Origin of the sequence: Herbaspirillum sp. ST 5-3, assembly GCF_004804275.1 — a bacterium.
Classification (GTDB): Bacteria; Pseudomonadota; Gammaproteobacteria; order Burkholderiales; family Burkholderiaceae_D; genus Noviherbaspirillum.
On sequence record NZ_STGI01000009.1, the window covers coordinates 82584 to 99023 of the forward strand.

The following is a 16440-nucleotide window of genomic DNA, read 5'->3' on the forward strand; positions in this document are numbered from 1 at the left end:
GACAAGCGGCGTGACCCCGGTTTTCCTTTTCACGTTTCCTTGTCATCTTGCGGCTGCACGCGAGAGATCCTGTCAAGCCGGAATGCCGATACGCCGAGCAGAATCAGCCCAAGCACCCAGAACACCGGCTGCCCTTCAAACACGCCGAACACCAATAGACCAGTGCCGATCAAGATCCCGCTCTGAAATTGCGGAAATATCGCCTGGCCGAACCGCGCTAAACCAGTCGTTGATTGTCGATATCCCCACTCTTGTTCGTTTGGCTATTTCATATTTTTCCCGGCCGGGCGATCATCTGATGATTGAAGTCCATCAACCATCATCGCCCCATCCAATGACTGAATTCCGCTCTCACGATCAAGATGCGCCTGACCGCGCAGGCAGCGCCGGCGCCAGCCAGTTCGAAATGCTGTTGTTCCGCCTGGGCTGTGCGGATGCGGATTCACCGCCGGCCCTCTACGGCATCAACGTATTCAAGATCCGCGAAATCGCGCCGATGATGCCGATCACCGAGATGATCGGTACCATGCCGCACATGATGGGCGTGGTCAATTTGCGAGGCCAGGTCATTCCGGTCATTGACTTGCCGGCCGTCGTTGGCTGCAAGCCAAAAACCGGTTTGAACATTCTCCTCGTGACGGAATTTGCCCGTCATACGCAGGCGTTCGCCGTGGAAGCTGTGGAGGACATCGTACATCTCGACTGGAGCCAGGTGCTGGCCGCCGAGGCAAACGCGGGGAACAATGGGATGGTGACCAGCATTGCCCGCCTGGATGGCGAACAGACCTCGTCCAGGCTGGTGCAGGTGCTGGATGTGGAAGCCATCACGCGTAGCATGTCACCGCGCTCTGCTGATTCATCCAGGACAAAACTGACCGCGCTGCCGATCAAGCCCGGTGCGGCGATTCTTGCCGCGGACGATTCTGCGGTTGCCCGCACGCTGATCGAGGAAGAGCTGACCTCACTGGGCGCGTCGCTTGTCGTAGCCAGAACCGGACGCGAAGCATGGGAACAGCTCCTTGCGCTGACCAGGCAGGCGGAAGCGGAGAATTGCGCGATCGGTGACAAGGTGGCCCTGGTACTGACCGATCTGGAGATGCCGGAAATGGATGGTTTCACCCTGACGCGAAATATCAAGACGCATGCGAAATTGCAGTCGCTTCCTGTAGTGATCTATTCCTCGCTGACCGGAACGGCAACGGAAGCGCATGCGAAAAGCGTCGGTGCGGATGCTTATGTATCCAAGTTCCATATGGACGAGCTTGCGCACACATTGAATCAAGTGCTGCAGGAACGCTCGTCCTTGCCGGTGTAACGCGCTCCACATTGCGTGGATATTCCCGGCGGAAAGCGGTCAGCAGGGTCAGCGACGCGGAGAGAACTTTTCTGCCAGCTTCTGCAGCTTTTCCGCGCGCTCGTGCTGCGCTTTTTCTTCTTCCTCTTTTGCGCGCTTCTTCTGCGCGGCCACCTTGAAACGCTCGCGCAGCGTGTCCGAGGCGTGCTTGCGATGCGCCTCTTCCAGGTCGCCGGCCGGCGTGCCATCGAGATTGAAGCGACTCATCCCTTTCAACATACCCTTCAGGTATGGGGTGCTGTTCGTATGCAGGCTTAACGCGATCCGCGCCAGCTTTTTTTCAAGTTCCGGCATCGCCGCAAAAAGCTGCTTGTCGATGCCAATCGCAAGCGGCTTGTATTCGCCAATCACCGGAAAGCGTTTTTCGATGTCGCGAAGCAGGCGGCGCGCAGCCGGAAGCGAAGGTGTGCCGGAAGTGATGTCAGGAGATTCGGTATTCATTGCCACGTGAGTTCGGAAAAGGGCGCAACGCGGGAGGATACCACGTGACGCCATACCCATTGAGTCGCATTAGTCCTCGCGTGTCTCCGCCCATCCGTGCGACAAACGGTGTGCCCTGGTTTTCCCTTTCACGTTTCCTCGTCGTCTTCCGGCTGCACGCGAGAAATCCTGTTAAGCCGGAATGCCGATACGCCCAGCAGAATCAGCCCAAGCACCCAGAACACCGGCTTCCCTTCAAAAACGCCGAACACCAGCACACCGGCGCCGATCAGGATGCCGCTCTGAAATTGTTTCCGCAACTGCTCAAGTTTTACGCGTTTCATGCGGCGATTATGCGTCGGGTCCTGCAATCACACGTCCGCTGACGGAAACGCACCCGCAGTGCCGAAAAAGAACCATTCATCCCCCGTTGCAGCGCTTGCCTTGGGCAGGATGATGTGCCCGTCCTCCGGCGCGACGAGATCGCCTTTGGCGCCGCTTGCAATGGCTTCACCGCGCGCCACGCGATCGAAGTGCTGCCATGGCTTGCCGAAGGTGGCCTCCGCCTCCTTGTAGAAGACGCTTTTCATCCAGACGCAACGTTGCGATTCGGGCGCCACGCCTGCATCCAGCGAGCGTGCCGCTTCGCAATCGGGAGCGAGCATGTCCAAATGCGCCAGCGCGCGGAGAATGGCGCGATACCCGACGTCGGCCGCATCGGCGTTGTGGTGGTGGCCGCATTCCAGTGTCACCGCGAGCGCGCCGTTGGCACGCGCATACTCGGTCGTGCCCTGCGATTCCTTGTCGCCGCCCTTCCCGCCACTGCCGAACGCGGCGGCCCAGCCGCAGACGAAATCACGCACCCCAAGTGCGCGCGCAAAGTCGACCTCCTCCGGCCTTGATTGCGCCCCGCCGAGAAAAACGAAGGGGCCGCCATGCGAGGCGTAGGAATGCAGGTCCAGCAGAACGTCGGCGCGATCAAGAAAGCCGCAGACGACGGGGTCGAGATGATCCTCATAGTGCCGTTTCTCTTCCTTGGGGTAGAGATAGCGGTTCAGGTTGCGTTCGACGAAACGCGTTTTTTGCGCGTAGGCACGCGGATTGGCAACCGGCATCACTTGCAGGGTGCCGCGCTGCAGGGCAACGATGCCGCTGTCGAGATCGGACAACAGTCTTGTGATGGCGGCTGGCCCGCAGAATTCATTGCCGTGCACGCCGCCCATGACGGCGAGCGTCTTGCCGGGTGCAAGGGCGTGGTGAAAGACGGTTTTTACAGTCATGACATTTCGGAAACTGAGAGAGTGCGAACAGGAAGTCTCTCATGCCGTGCTGCAAAGCTCAATCAATAGAAAGGAACTGCGACGAAGCAGGAATCATCGAACAACAACGGGGAAGTGATGGTTCTAACAGCCTGCTAAGCATCACTCGGACGAAGAGACGAGCAAGGGTGCGCCCCGCGCACCCTTTTGCCAAACCCGCTCAAGACCGCCGTATCATCGCGTACGAATCTTGTTCCGCACCCAGGCGCCTGCTTCTTTCAAGTTGCTTGCCGCGAAATTGCCACCGGCGCACGCTCCTGATTTCCATGCCGCTCCGGTACGGAAGTCATCGGAATAGTTCCAGTTCGTCCAGCTGATCTGCTTCTGTGCCAGCAGATCAAGCCATTGCTGGGAGCTTGTGAAGTCATTGGCGCCGTCGCCGCTGGCTTGCTGGGTCCCGAACTCGGTGACGAATATCGGCAACACGTCTGCCGCGGCCGACAGCACATTGCGATAGCTGTCTTTATGGCTTGCGGCGTAGAAGTGGAACGTGTACATGATGTTGTCGGCACGTACCGGATTGTTGACCACCTCCATGTAGCTCGTCGCATTCCCGTTGTCCGAATAGCCGAACGTGTCCCAGCCAGGTGTGCCGACCAAAATCACCGCATCCGGATCATAGGCGCGAATCACGGGGATCAAGGCTTCGTGATATTGACGCACCATTGCCCAGGTTACGGGGCCTCCTTCACTGTTCGGCTCGTTCGCAATGTCGTAGATAATGTTTTTCTGATTGCCATACTTCTGCGCGATGTGTGTGAAGAAGGTCTTGGCGCGATCCAGGTTGTAGTTGGGATTGCCGGGATTGAGTTGATGCCAATCGACGATCGCATACATGCCCCGTTTGGTGACTTCATCGATGATCTTGTCGACCTGCGCGGTAAAGCCTGCGGGATCGGTTTCATAGCCACCTTCCTGGATGTACATCGAGATGCGCAAATGATCGGCCTTGAAGTCATTGGCCAAGGCATCCAGCGATGCCGGGCTGACGCATTTTCCGCTTCCGTTTTCTCCCCAGCCATACCACTGGATACCATGTGTGCTCATACCCCGTAACTGTATTGTCTGATTGCTTTGGTCGCACAATTTCGTGCCACAGACATGCAGCTGACCATGTTGCGCGACTGGTGTATCTCCAGGCGTCGGTGTCGGTGTCGGTGTCGGTGTCGGTGTCGGTGGTGGTGTTGGTGTTGGCGTCGGCGTCGGCGTCGGCGTTGGTGTTGGTGTCGGCGTTGGCGTCGGCGTCGGCGTTGGCGTTGGCGTCGGCGTCGGCGTCGGCGTCGGCGTCGGCGTCGGCGTCGGCATTGGTGCCGGTGACGACGCAGCGAAACAGGAGCCGAGGTCGGTCCAAGGCTGACCGCTGCCTGGTCCACCACTGTTATCTGACGGATTCTGTCCCTGGGTCCACCAATTTGCCTTGTAGTTCACACCATCGATGGCAACGGTCGCGCCATCCTGATAGATGGCATCGTGCTCCCATGCGGCATGGCACTGGGTGGTTGGCGCCTGTGTGCCGCTGCAGGAACCGATTTCGGTCCATGGTTTTCCGCTATACGGACCACCGTTGTTGGTCGATGGGTCCTGGCCGCGATTCCACCAGTTTGCAACATAGTTGACGCCGTTTTGCGACACGATCTGGCCATGGACGTACACGCTGGTCTGTTTCCAGGGCGCGAAGCAAACGTCTGTTGCTGACAAAAGCGCGGTTTGCATGGAAGGTGCTCGCACGTCGGCTGAACTGCCGCCACCACCGCATGATGCCAATATGCTGATGGACAATCCAAGTATCAGGCCCTTAATGATTATCCGATTCATGTTTCCACTCCGAAGATATTGGTTTTATGAGAAACACCGCCAGGCACGGCCTCGTGTGTTCCGTTTGCAGACATCAGTGGCGCAAAGACAGGTAGTTCTGTTTTTGCGGACGATTTCAAGACCGTTTCCGCTGCGCGCCACATATCGACAGATTCAACGCAAGGCGACAACGCGCCCCTCGTCCACGGCTCTGCGCATGTTGGGCGACTTGTACATCATCAGGGCCTTTCGTTTGATCCTCCGCTCGCGCCGTATCTGCCTGAGCCGAATCAACGCATGGCTGCGTGCTTCAACAATGTATGCAGCCTGTTGAACAAGGCTCCGGATTTGCCAGCGCAGTACTACGCGGCGTGCGAATCTGATCAGTTCTTCCATCTGCTCTCCATGGCAACACTGGCAATGCGCACTGGCCGAGGAACGATTCCTCGGCAGGTAAGGGACGTCGATCAGTGGCGAAACCCTGCCTGAGAGTTCCAAACCTCAACTCTTCCGGCACCTGGAAAAGATCCTTGTGTGAGGACAGGACGTATGGATGCGCTTGGCCGCTTGAATCGCCCGGAAGCGTATACCCGGACGACGGGGGCGATGACTTACTGAGAGACTGCTACTGGTATATGAGGCCGAGTTCGAATCGGCGTGCGCTCACGCAGGAAAACATGAGTGATTTGATGAAGGTCTTCAGGCATTTCAAGGACGAGGCCTCGTCCTAAGGCGAGCAGAACCGGTGGTCAGGATTGCGCTTGTTCACTCGTGGCGGTCGCACGGTGAACCGCATGAACGAAATCGGTGGTCAATCCGTGCCAATGCCGTGATTGCGCAAGCAAGCGCAGGGTGCGTTCCACGCACCATTTCTCCCTCGTGCGTCGTTATCGTTCCTCAGGAATGGCTTTCTCCGAACCGGTGTGCGGGCGCACCCACCACTGGATTGCCGCCGACGATGCGGATTATTTCGCCTGTATCCGATTCAGATAATCGACGAGGGCAAGAATCCGCTGGCGCACGAACAGCTCGGGATCGTAAGGCGTATCGAAGAAATATTCCGCGGCTTTTGCCTGGTAGTCGCGTCCCCAGATGGGCATGTCCGCCGTGCCATGGCTCTTGACGGGCTGGCGGCCGTCGATGATCGAGTACACGCGTTCCACAGGAAACACACCACCATTTTTCTTTGACAGCTGTGTCAGGTCCGGCGGTGTGCTCTTGAGGAAGTCGACATACGCACCACCTTTCCCGTCGGCACCATGACAACCGATGCAATTGTTTTCGTACTCCCGCTTGCCGAGGTCGATCTTGTCTGCCGCCGACACAACGGGAGCGCTTGCGCCGGCAATGGACATCAACACCCATGCTGCTACCGAATGCATCTTCATCTTGTTCTCCTTGGCTTGAACGACGACGATCGAACATGCCATTTATACGCCCGTGGCAGTCCTCGCCGGTTTGCGGGGAATCAAGGATCGAAGCGTAAATAGAGGAACATGCAACCTGACTTTCCCGATAGCGTTTTTTATTTCCGCATGCACCAAGAGGAACTTCGGGTAAATATATTTGGGGGAAGATTCTGAGCCTCCTCCTCAAATTTTTCTTGCAAACCGGCACGCGCGGCAAGGTCTTGCAATCCGACATTTGTATGACTGCAAGGCCTTGCTCAGTTTACATATTTGCTGCGACGACGCGTGAATAATCGCCGCTTGCGTCAGGCAGTGCTTGTCCATGTTGTCTCCAGTGCTGTTGAGACGTGCGAAGTTTTTTTCGGCGACAATGTCACACCGCGCGGAACAGAATCGTCTTGAGGATGTAGCCACAACCAGCGTATCAACTCAACATCTCCATCATTCACAGGAAAGAGAACCGTCATGAGCCATACCAACGCCCAACCCCGCCTGAACTTCGTCGAGCAGACGCCCGAACTGGTCAAGAAGCTCCAGGAATTCAGCATGGCCATCACCAACAGCGGACACATTGAGCCGGGGCTGTCCCATCTGGTGGATATCCGTGCCTCCCAAATGAACGGCTGCGCCTTCTGTCTTGACATGCATGTCAAGGAGGCCAAGCTGCACGGCGAGCGCGAACTGCGTCTGTACCACGTGGCAACCTGGCGCGAGTCGCCGCTGTTCACGCCCAAGGAACGCGCCGCGCTGGCCTTTACCGAGGCGCTGACCCAGATCGCGCCGACCGGCATATCAGACGAGCTCTATGCCGAACTGCGCGAGCAATTCAGCGAGAAGGAACTCTCAACGCTGACCTTCCGCGTGATGGGCATCAACGCCTGGAACCGCCTTAACGTGGCCTTCCGCACCCCGCCCGGCATACGCGACAAGGCACTCGGCTTGGACAAGGCCGGGCTTGTTTGAGCGGGCGAGCAAGCAGCCCGACCGGAGTTATCATCGAAGCTCCGTCAGCTACGTCGTCAACGGTAGAGGGCCGCGCTTCGGTAGCGCGTCACCACCTGCCAGTCGCTTTCATTCAAAGATATTCATGTCCCAAAACTCCTCGCCTGTCTCCAGCGCGGCATCGATACTTGCAGCACGCCGCAGGAATGCCGACCAGGGCCCTCGCCTGCCCGACTCATGCCGGCCACTGAACGTCGACACCGCGCTGGCGATCCAGTCAGGCGTCACCGAGCAGCTCGGCGTTGCGGTGCGCGCATGGAAATGCGGCACGCCTTCCGAGGATCGCATTGTCATGGCGCCGATTTACGCCGTGACCGTCCAGGGTGCAGTGGATTGCCCGGCAATCGTTCGCGCAAGGCATGTCCGTGTCGAACCGGAACTGGCGTTCATTCTCGGCAAGGACCTGCCTGCGCGCGATGCCGCCTATACACCGGCGGAGGTCGATGCGGCGATCGCAGAAACGCGTCTCGCACTGGAGCTGATCGATAGCCGTTACCGCGATCCTGCCGGCGCGTCTTTCGCGGAGAATCTTGCGGATGGCTTGCTCAATCAGGGACTGTTCATCGGCATGGCTGTCGATGGAGAAAAGGCGCGGACGGCTGCGACGTTGCCGATTCGCGTGACGCTTGAATCAGGGCATGAAGCATTGCTCGACGGTCGTCATCCGAACGCAGATCCGCGCGCGCCGCTGTACTGGCTGGCGGAATTCCTGCGCAGTAAGGGGTCTGGCTTGCAAGCGGGACAGGTGGTGATTACCGGCTCGTACGCTGGCAGTTTCGATCTGCCTGTCGGCCAGGAAGCAACTATCCGCTATGGCGAGCTCGGCGATTTGACGGTGCGTTTTTCGCAACGATGATCGACGCATCTCGCCTGGTCTGACATCAGGGCAATATCGCAATATAGATAGGGCAAACTCGATAAAGATTTGCGCTACATATGCGAACGGTGTCAGCAAGCGAAGCATGCGCTCCGAGCGCTATTTCACGCCAAGCTGAAGCTTCACTCGCTCCGAACCGATGTGCGCGGCACACACTACCCTTCTATCATTGCGAAGCAAGCGAAGGGAGAGCGTTGGCAACGGGACTGAACGGTTGGGCTGCAATTCGCACCAAGCTACCAGTCCCGTCCTATTGCCTAATGTCGCCAGCGGCGTAGTCGATTCTTGGTCCGGCACTATTCATTTCCAGTAAAAGCAAGCCGCGAATATTTCGAAGGCTTCTGCACTACGTACGTGCTGCTACGTACCACGCTTTACGTAGTTGCACGCTTGCCCGCCAAACCGGCATACCCAATACTTCCAGCGATCGCAGCGGCCCCTGCTGCGAATATCAATCAACACAACATTCAAGGAGGGATGACATGAAACTATTCAAGGCACTGGGATTCACCCTGCTGATGCTCGCTGCCGGCGTCACAGCCGCAGCCGAGCGCGCATCCGCCGACGAGGCGGTGGCCATGGTGAAAAAAGCCGTGGCTTACATGAAGGAAGTCGGCAAGGACAAGGCATTCGCTGAATTCGGCAATCCGTCCAACACGCAATTCCATGACCGTGACCTCTACATTTTCGTGTACGACATGAACGGCAACAACGTCGCCCATGGCAACAATCCCAAGATGGTCGGCAAGAATCTGCTCGAGATGAAGGACAACGATGGAAGGTACATCATCAAAAGCTTCATCGAAGTCTCGAAAGCCAAGGGCAAGGGCTGGGTCGATTACAAATGGCCCAATCCGATCACCAAGGCAGTCGAATCAAAATCGAGCTATGTCGAGAAGGTGGATGGCCTGATCGTTGGCGCGGGCATCTACAAGTAAGGGATCGCCGCAACAGCGGCCGCAGGATGTGCTCCGCGCACCATTTCCTCGCCCAACGTCCAGCACTCTCGCGTAAAAAAATCAATCACTAAACAGGTGCGCAGAGCGCACCTTACGTATTGTAGTGTACTACTTAAGGGCTACTGTTGACAGCGGTAGATCCCTTCTCACTGCATTCCTGCATTGACCGGAGCGCTGAGAAAAGCGGGGCAGGCTCTGCAATCGTGCATATGCCGGATTGCAGAACCTCGCCACCGATTGCCAGTAACGCTCTACCGTGTAACCTTGTCAATGGTGTAGTAGATCACTGGCCTTGCACTGTGAAAGAACAGTGCCGAGTCTTGAATTCACATTCAGCTTTAATTGCAAGACCTGACACCGCCCAACTCCACGCAGTACAGCTCTTCAAATCAATCGCTTGGCAGGTGTTCATTTTGAACAGCGATTTCGATTCACCACGGGGTTTCTCTTTTCAAGAAACAAGCCTCGCCAAATGCATCACGTAGATCCGCGGTAAAAATCCAATCTATTGGTTCGGAAACGGTGAGAGTTGTCCGTCTGTTCTTCCTGTGCGAAGGCGCCTGAGAAGAATAGTGCGCGACGGAACCGTTCTTCAGGCATGTGCCACACAAGGCACAGCGGCGATGGAAGCGCAATCGGTCTCACGCGCCTGACAAGCGAGAAGACTCCAGCTGCATGTTTGCACGCTTCAGCAGACCCGCATTCCAAGTTAGCGGAGAAAAAATGTCTATTCGAACCTTCAGAAAGTATATCGCCGCAATAGGAAGTGCCCTGTTGCTATCGAGTCTTGTTGCCTGTGGTGGCGGAGGAGCAGAAAGCGCGCGGGGCGACGATACATCGACATTGAATACATCGACATTCGCGGCGGAATCGACGGTGGTCCCGGCTACAGGCCTGTCGGGCGGCGCTCCCGCCAAGAGAGGCGTGGCGTATGGCGGGCATTCCGTCGCCGATATGAAGGCGCTCTCCAAGGGCGTCAGCTGGTGGTACAACTGGTCGCCCAGCCCGGAGGCCGGCGTCGCCGGATCGTACAAGTCCATCGGCGTGGAATTTGTCCCCATGATTTGGGGCGGGAACCCGGATGTGAACCAGCTGGCGGCGGCCATTCCCGATGGCGCGAAATACCTTCTGGGTTTCAACGAACCCAACTTCAAGGCGCAGGCCAACAAAACACCCTCCCAGGCCGCTTCGGCGTGGTGGGCAGTGGAAAAGGTCGCGCAAATCAAGGGTCTGCAAATCGGTGCGCCGGCCGTGAATTTTTGCGGGGATTGCGTCTACGAAAACGGTGTGACATTTACCGATCCCTTTGTTTATCTGGACGCTTTTTTTGCGGCCTGTCAGGGATGCCGGGTCGATTTTCTTCCGGTTCACTGGTACGCCTGCGATGTCGAGGCGCTCAAGTGGTACATCGGGCGCATGAAGAAGTACGGCAAGCCGATCTGGTTGACGGAATTTTCCTGCGGCGACAAGCCGCATGATCAGATTACGCTGGCGGTGCAGAAGAAATACATGACGGATGCGGTCAATTATCTGGAGAGCGAGCCGGCGGTCGCACGGTATTCCTGGTTCTCCGGAAGGGACCCGCAGATTCCCAATATCAATTTGCTGGGCGCAGACGGACAATTGACGGAGCTCGGGCAGCTGTATGTGTCGCTGCCCGGTGCAGCCGGTGCCGCGTCAACCGATTCAACGGAGGTCGAGATAAGGCCGATGCGCGCCATTGCCTCGACTGCCGAGAGTGACGCCCTGGGGCCGGAAAAAGCGATCGACAAGAATGTCGACACGAGGTGGTCGAGCGCTTTCAGCGATCAGCAGTGGATCTATTTCGACTTTGGCACGCCGGTCAATATCTCGCGCTTGCGCATCAACTGGGAACTGGCATACGGCAAGGATTATCAGATCCAGATGTCGAATGATGCATCCGCGTGGACCACCGTGAAAACCGTGACCGGCGGCACGGGCGGTGCCGATGAGATTGGCGGCCTCGCTGCCAACGGCAGGTACCTGCGCATCAACGGTATCAGGCGCGGCACAGGGTATGGTTACTCGATATTGGAAATCAATTTCTGGGCAAAGCAGGCAGCGTCAACAGTATCCGAAACATTGCTGAGTCCGGCATACGCCTTTGCTTCATCGGCCGAGAGTGACGACCTGGGACCCGACAAAGCGGTCGACAGGAATGGCGGGACGAGATGGTCGAGCGCTTTCAGCGATGAGCAATGGATCCTTTTCGATTTCGGCACGCCGGTCAATATCTCGCGCATGCGCATCAACTGGGAAGCCGCATACGGCAAGGACTACCAGATCCAGGTGTCGAACGATGCACAAGCATGGACAACCGTGAGAAACGTCACCGGCGGTACGGGCGGCGTTGAAGAGATCGGCGGGCTGGCGGCGAATGGCAGGTTCGTGCGCATCAATGGCACCAAGCGTGGCACGCCGTGGGGCTACTCCATGTTCGAAGTGGCATTCTGGGGAACGCCGGCATTTGTATCGGCATACGAAACATTGCTGAGTCCCAGAAATGCAGTCGCTTCATCATTCGAGAGCGGCAACCTGGGGGTCGACAAAGCGATCGACAAGAATCCCGGCACGAGATGGTCGAGCGCTTTCACCGATGATCAATGGATCTACTTCGATTTTGTTGCGCCGGTCAATATTTCACGGCTGCGCATCAACTGGGAAGCCGCATACGGCAAGGATTATCAGATTCAGATGTCGGACGATACGATTGCATGGACTACCGTGAAAACCGTCACCGGCGGTTTGGGCGGCGTCGAAGAAATCGGCGGGCTGAGCGCAAGAGGCAGGTTCTTGCGTATCAAGGGCGTCAAGCGCGGCTCACCGTATGGGTACTCGATGTACGAAATCACCTTCTGGGGAACCCAGTCATCGTCTCCAGTGCTAGAAAAAGGATTGATTCCGAGACAGGCGGTCGCTTCTTCATCAGAGAGTGGCGCCCTGGGGCCCGACAAAGCAATCGACAAGAACGCCGGCACGAGATGGTCGAGCACGTTCAGCGATCAGCAATGGATCTATTTCGATTTCGGTGCGCCAATCAATATTTCGCGGCTGCGCATCAACTGGGAAGCTGCGTACGGCAAGGATTATCAGATTCAGGTGTCGAACGATGCTTCCGCATGGACAACCGTGAAAACCATGACCGGCAGCCTTGGCGGCGTTGAAGAGATCGGCGGACTGGCCGCGAACGGCAGGTACGTGCGCATCAACGGCACCAAGCGCGGCTCGGGGTATGGTTACTCGATCTTCGAAGTCGCGTTCTGGGAAGCGGTCACCCCGTTTGTATGCGCTTCCGTCTCAGCACTACCGTGTACGCCATGAACGGCATCAAGGTCGGCCGTGGCAACAATCCCGGGATGCCTGGCAAGAATGTGCTCGGGATGAAACACAAGTAAGGAACCGGCACAACAGCAGCCAAAGGGTGCGCTCCGCGCACCCTTTTCTTTTCCGACGCGGCCGCACTCTCTCACAAAAAAGCATTCTCTGAACAGATGAGCATACCGAGAGGCAGTGCCCTGCCGCATGCTGCTTCAAAACACGTTTGTCCGACAAACATATTGCTGTCAGAAGATAGGACGCTCGTCTTAAATTAGATCAAAGTATCGCCCACGCAGACCCACACTATGTAGTGCGGTCGCATTGATCCACGCGCCCTCAGGTCGGTGCCATTCCGGCATCGGATTCAATCAGCAATAGGAAGAGGTGTGTCATGAAATCCACAAGAGTTCTTGGAGTCACGCTTGCTCTGCTCAGCAGTCTTGGCAGCTATACCACCGCGAATGCAACGAACGGAGCGAGCCAGTTCGCTGCACGCTTGTCGGGGTTCAATGAGGTCCCCTTGGCCATCCTGTCGCCTGGCACGGGCACCTTTGAACTGAGTCTCAATGCTGGCACGGCCAGTTACACGCTTTCCTATTCGGGCTTCACGACGCCGGTGACCGAAGCGCATATCCATTTCGGCAAAAAACATAATGCGGGCGGCCATCTCGTTTTCTTGTGCTCAAACCTCGGCAATGCCCCGGCAGGGACCCCTGCTTGTCCGCAATTCGAGGGAACGGTGAGCGGCACCATCACTGCCAGCCAGATCACAGGAATCGAGCCGCAGAATTTCCCGGCAGGCGATTTCGACGCGCTCGTGTCTGCGATCGTCTCGCACACAACGTATGCAAACGTGCACACGACGAAATTCCCGGCCGGGGAGGTTCGCGGTCAAATCCACAATACAAATCGGCGTGATTCTTCACCTGCACAGACGCCGCAATGATCACAGGAATAATCACGGGAACAATTGATGCGTAGGATGTGATTCGCTGGGCGGCACACGCATGCCCAGCCAATTCCGCTAACATGGCGCTTTTTGCCATTGTCAAAGCCATGAAGCGAGAGCAAATGCTAATGGAAGCGATTCTAGGAAAACTCCTGGACGCTCCGGAACCGCAGATCAACGTCGTTGGGATCGCCCAGCGCTTGAACGCGGAACAGTCAGTCATTCGCCACCACCTGCACCTGCTGCACGACAAGGGGTGGGTCACGGAATCGGAGAGCGGTTTCTGGCGATTAACCAATGCCGGCCATGATTATCTGGAGGGGACTCCGGAACAAGGCATTTCCCTGAAGTCTCTTGGGTAGATAGTTGCGGCATTACACGACTTGCGGCGTTACGCGACGTCATGCGGACATCACGACCGGCCCGCCCTTTTCCACGGCGCGCTGATAAGCCGGTCTTGCCTGCAGTTTCTTCTGGTAGGCAGTCAGTTTGGGCAAGTCCTTGCCGCGCGCACTGCGTGCCAATGCGGCTTCCACGGCAAAACTCATCTGGAAGTCGGCAATGGTGATCTGCTCGCCGGCAAACCAGGAATGCTTCGCCAAGTGATCCTCCATGAATGCGAGGGAAGTATTGACGTTCGGGTCAATCAGCTTGGCCTGCACCTGGGCGCACAACTGCCTGGCGATGGGGCGGACGAAGAACGGCATGGGCTGCGTCGGGATCGACATGAAGACCAGCTTCATCACGAGCCAGTTCATCAGTGAACCCTCCGCATAGTGCATCCAGAAGCGGCTCTGATAGTGCTCAGGCGTGCCGGTCTTCGGCTGCAGGCTGACGAGATCGCCTTTCGCCTTTGCGCCGTAACGCTCCACCAGATACTCGAGAATGGCGCCCGACTCGGCGACGGTCATGTCTCCATCGGTGATCACGGGCGATTTTCCCAAAGGATGGATTGCCTTGAGCGCGGCAGGAGCAAGGCGCGTCTTCTTGTCCCGCTTGTAGAAAACGATGTCGTAAGGGACGCCCAATTCCTCCAGCAGCCAGAGTATGCGTTGCGAGCGGGATGTTTCGAGGTGGTGAACGGTAATCATCGAATGGAGTGTTATGAAATTGGCAAAGCGCTAATTTACCATCGGACTGCGCATCGCGCGCAGCTCCGGGCGCAGGCAAGCACAGGGTAGCCTTCGCGCAACCTTACTCCTCCCCCATGATTTGCCCCGGTTTCAGCGGGCAAGAACCAGAACGATGAGTGTGACCGTGCAAATTCCAAGCGCCGCAAGCCCACCGAGCAGCAGGCGCACGCGTCCTTGCAGGGCACTGACTGCTTGAACGAGCTGCGAGTTTTGTTCTGCCAGCGCCTTGATCAGATCGGCCGACGAAATCAATTCCTGCTTGAGGTCGGATACCTCGTCTTCGAGCGACGCGACGCGCGACTCCATGCTCGTTGCGGCTGGCTGCGCACCCTTGGTGACCGCGTTCCACAGCTTTTTGGAGCCGTCGATAATCGAAGGCGCGTTACGAACGACATCGTCCCACGGGATCATTTTCAATGCTGTCAAATAATCTATTGCCATATACATCCCTCTGAGAAATCGTCGCCTCTCAACCTTAGCATAAGCTGTGCTGCATGAAAGGCCGCTTATTGCACGCTGATGCGCACCTGCCCTTCACAATTCACGTATCATTACGCCCCCTCTCGAGTCCGGAAGATTTTGATGATGAGCAACGCATGCGGTGTCGATTTCGGCACGTCCAACTCCACGGTGGGCTGGAGCCGGCCCGGACAGTCCGCGCTGCTGGCGCTGGAGGACGGCAAGGCAACCTTGCCGTCGGCGGTTTTTTTCAATGCGGAAGAGGATGCGGTCAGCTTTGGCCGCGCCGCGCTGGCGGATTACCTGGCGGGATACGAGGGACGCCTGATGCGCTCTCTGAAAAGCCTGCTGGGCACCAGCCTGATCGATGGCCAGACGGAGGTGCTGGGCCGTGCGGTGCCATTTCGCATGCTGCTGGCACAGTTCATCGCCGAGCTGAAACGACGCGCGGAATCGGCCGCGCAGCGCAGGTTCGAGCGCGCGGTATTCGGGCGTCCTGTCTATTTCATCGATGGCGATGCCGGCGCCGACCGGCTTGCGGAAAACACACTCAGGGAAATCGCACTGGAGGCCGGCTACCGGGAGGTGGCGTTCCAGTACGAGCCGATCGCCGCGGCCTTCGATTACGAATCACGCATCGATCGCGAACAGCTGGTGCTGATCGCCGACATCGGCGGCGGCACTTCGGATTTTTCATTGATACGGCTGGGGCCGCAGCGTGCCGGCCGACCGGAGCGCCGCGACGACATCCTGGCCAACGGCGGCGTGCATATCGGCGGCACCGATTTCGACAAGTATCTGAGCCTGTCCTGCGTGATGCCCTTGCTGGGCCTGGGCAGCCGGCTCAAAAGCAATAGCGAGGTACCGTCGAGCTATTACTTCAATCTCGCGACCTGGCACACCATCAACCTGGCTTACACGCAGCGGGCGGAGCGCGAATTGCAGGATATCCATCGGGATGCGGTCGAGCGCGACAAGATCGGCCGGCTGCTGGACCTGATCAGAGAGCGGGCGGGACACTGGCTGGCATTGCGCGTGGAAGAAGGGAAGATCGCCTTGTCGGAGTCCGGCACAGCCGAGCTTGCGCTCGAACGGCTGTCACCGCCGCAGACGCTGGCGCTGGACCGGGCACGTTTCGATACGGCGATCGATCACCTGACGACTACGGTGGAAAGTACGGTGGCCGCGTTGTTGCGCGATGCCGGCATTACGCCGCATGCGGTCGATACCGTGTTTTTCACCGGCGGTTCAAGCGGCGTGCCGCTGCTGCGCCAAAGGATCGCTGCTGCGGTGCCGCAGGCACGCCGCGTCGAAGGGGACTTGTTCGGAAGCATCGGCGCCGGGCTGGCACTGGATGCAGCAAGGAAATTTGGTTGAGGCTGTTCTTCGGTTCGGCGGGGAGCGCGGGTCGATAAGGCCAGGCGCA

Annotated in this window: 17 protein-coding genes; 8 read left to right on the top strand and 9 right to left on the bottom strand. The window is 57.7% G+C overall.

The window, feature by feature from the left end:
• Positions 1-29: 29 nt before the first annotated feature.
• On the bottom strand, positions 30-173 hold the full coding sequence (locus E6W33_RS27095) for a hypothetical protein (RefSeq protein WP_168798678.1): 144 nt from the start codon (positions 171-173) through the stop codon (positions 30-32).
• Between the two features lie 161 nt (positions 174-334).
• Between E6W33_RS27095 and E6W33_RS17465 the strand changes: the two genes are divergently transcribed.
• Positions 335-1315 (top strand): chemotaxis protein, encoded by a 981-nt coding sequence (locus tag E6W33_RS17465; protein WP_136418597.1) that lies wholly within the window; start codon positions 335-337, stop codon positions 1313-1315.
• Between the two features lie 48 nt (positions 1316-1363).
• Here the strand turns inward: E6W33_RS17465 and E6W33_RS17470 are convergent, their stop codons facing one another.
• From E6W33_RS17470 to E6W33_RS17495, 6 genes are all read right to left on the bottom strand, one after another.
• Positions 1364-1795, bottom strand: coding sequence for a ProQ/FINO family protein (locus E6W33_RS17470; RefSeq protein WP_136418598.1), 432 nt, complete (start codon positions 1793-1795; stop codon positions 1364-1366).
• A 128-nt stretch (positions 1796-1923) separates the two neighbouring features.
• Complete coding sequence (locus E6W33_RS17475; protein ID WP_136418599.1) at positions 1924-2118, bottom strand: hypothetical protein; 195 nt, start codon at positions 2116-2118, stop codon at positions 1924-1926.
• Between the two features lie 27 nt (positions 2119-2145).
• Entirely contained in the window at positions 2146-3054 is a 909-nt protein-coding gene (locus E6W33_RS17480) for a succinylglutamate desuccinylase/aspartoacylase family protein (protein WP_136418600.1), read from the bottom strand.
• 213 nt (positions 3055-3267) lie between these two features.
• Positions 3268-4806 (bottom strand): cellulase family glycosylhydrolase, encoded by a 1539-nt coding sequence (locus tag E6W33_RS17485; protein ID WP_168798679.1) that lies wholly within the window; start codon positions 4804-4806, stop codon positions 3268-3270.
• A 255-nt stretch (positions 4807-5061) separates the two neighbouring features.
• Entirely contained in the window at positions 5062-5283 is a 222-nt protein-coding gene (locus E6W33_RS17490) for a hypothetical protein (protein WP_136418602.1), read from the bottom strand.
• Positions 5284-5852: 569 nt separating this feature from the next.
• The gene (locus tag E6W33_RS17495) at positions 5853-6275 is read right to left on the bottom strand and encodes a c-type cytochrome (RefSeq protein ID WP_211097365.1); all 423 of its coding nucleotides are present in this window, start codon (positions 6273-6275) and stop codon (positions 5853-5855) included.
• 486 nt (positions 6276-6761) lie between these two features.
• Between E6W33_RS17495 and E6W33_RS17500 the strand changes: the two genes are divergently transcribed.
• The 6 genes from E6W33_RS17500 to E6W33_RS17525 all read left to right on the top strand — a co-directional run bounded on the left by E6W33_RS17500 (position 6762) and on the right by E6W33_RS17525 (position 13784).
• The gene (locus E6W33_RS17500; RefSeq protein WP_136418603.1) at positions 6762-7259 is read left to right on the top strand and encodes a carboxymuconolactone decarboxylase family protein; all 498 of its coding nucleotides are present in this window, start codon (positions 6762-6764) and stop codon (positions 7257-7259) included.
• 124 nt (positions 7260-7383) lie between these two features.
• Positions 7384-8154, top strand: coding sequence for a fumarylacetoacetate hydrolase family protein (locus E6W33_RS17505; RefSeq protein ID WP_136418604.1), 771 nt, complete (start codon positions 7384-7386; stop codon positions 8152-8154).
• Between the two features lie 503 nt (positions 8155-8657).
• On the top strand, positions 8658-9113 hold the full coding sequence (locus tag E6W33_RS17510; RefSeq protein ID WP_136418605.1) for a cache domain-containing protein: 456 nt from the start codon (positions 8658-8660) through the stop codon (positions 9111-9113).
• Between the two features lie 864 nt (positions 9114-9977).
• The gene (locus E6W33_RS17515) at positions 9978-12476 is read left to right on the top strand and encodes a discoidin domain-containing protein (protein WP_211097366.1); all 2499 of its coding nucleotides are present in this window, start codon (positions 9978-9980) and stop codon (positions 12474-12476) included.
• Positions 12477-12864: 388 nt separating this feature from the next.
• Positions 12865-13419 carry a CHRD domain-containing protein gene (locus tag E6W33_RS17520; protein ID WP_136418607.1) on the top strand — a complete coding sequence of 185 codons (555 nt, stop codon included), beginning with the start codon at positions 12865-12867 and terminating at the stop codon, positions 13417-13419.
• Positions 13420-13550: 131 nt separating this feature from the next.
• Positions 13551-13784, top strand: coding sequence for a hypothetical protein (locus E6W33_RS17525; protein ID WP_136418608.1), 234 nt, complete (start codon positions 13551-13553; stop codon positions 13782-13784).
• A gap of 39 nt (positions 13785-13823) precedes the next feature.
• Here the strand turns inward: E6W33_RS17525 and E6W33_RS17530 are convergent, their stop codons facing one another.
• Both E6W33_RS17530 and E6W33_RS17535 read right to left on the bottom strand, forming a co-directional pair.
• Complete coding sequence (locus E6W33_RS17530) at positions 13824-14513, bottom strand: glutathione S-transferase (RefSeq protein WP_136418609.1); 690 nt, start codon at positions 14511-14513, stop codon at positions 13824-13826.
• A 132-nt stretch (positions 14514-14645) separates the two neighbouring features.
• Positions 14646-14996, bottom strand: coding sequence for a hypothetical protein (locus E6W33_RS17535; RefSeq protein ID WP_136418610.1), 351 nt, complete (start codon positions 14994-14996; stop codon positions 14646-14648).
• 144 nt (positions 14997-15140) lie between these two features.
• Between E6W33_RS17535 and E6W33_RS17540 the strand changes: the two genes are divergently transcribed.
• Positions 15141-16391, top strand: coding sequence for an Hsp70 family protein (locus tag E6W33_RS17540; protein WP_136418751.1), 1251 nt, complete (start codon positions 15141-15143; stop codon positions 16389-16391).
• Positions 16392-16440 lie beyond the last annotated feature (49 nt).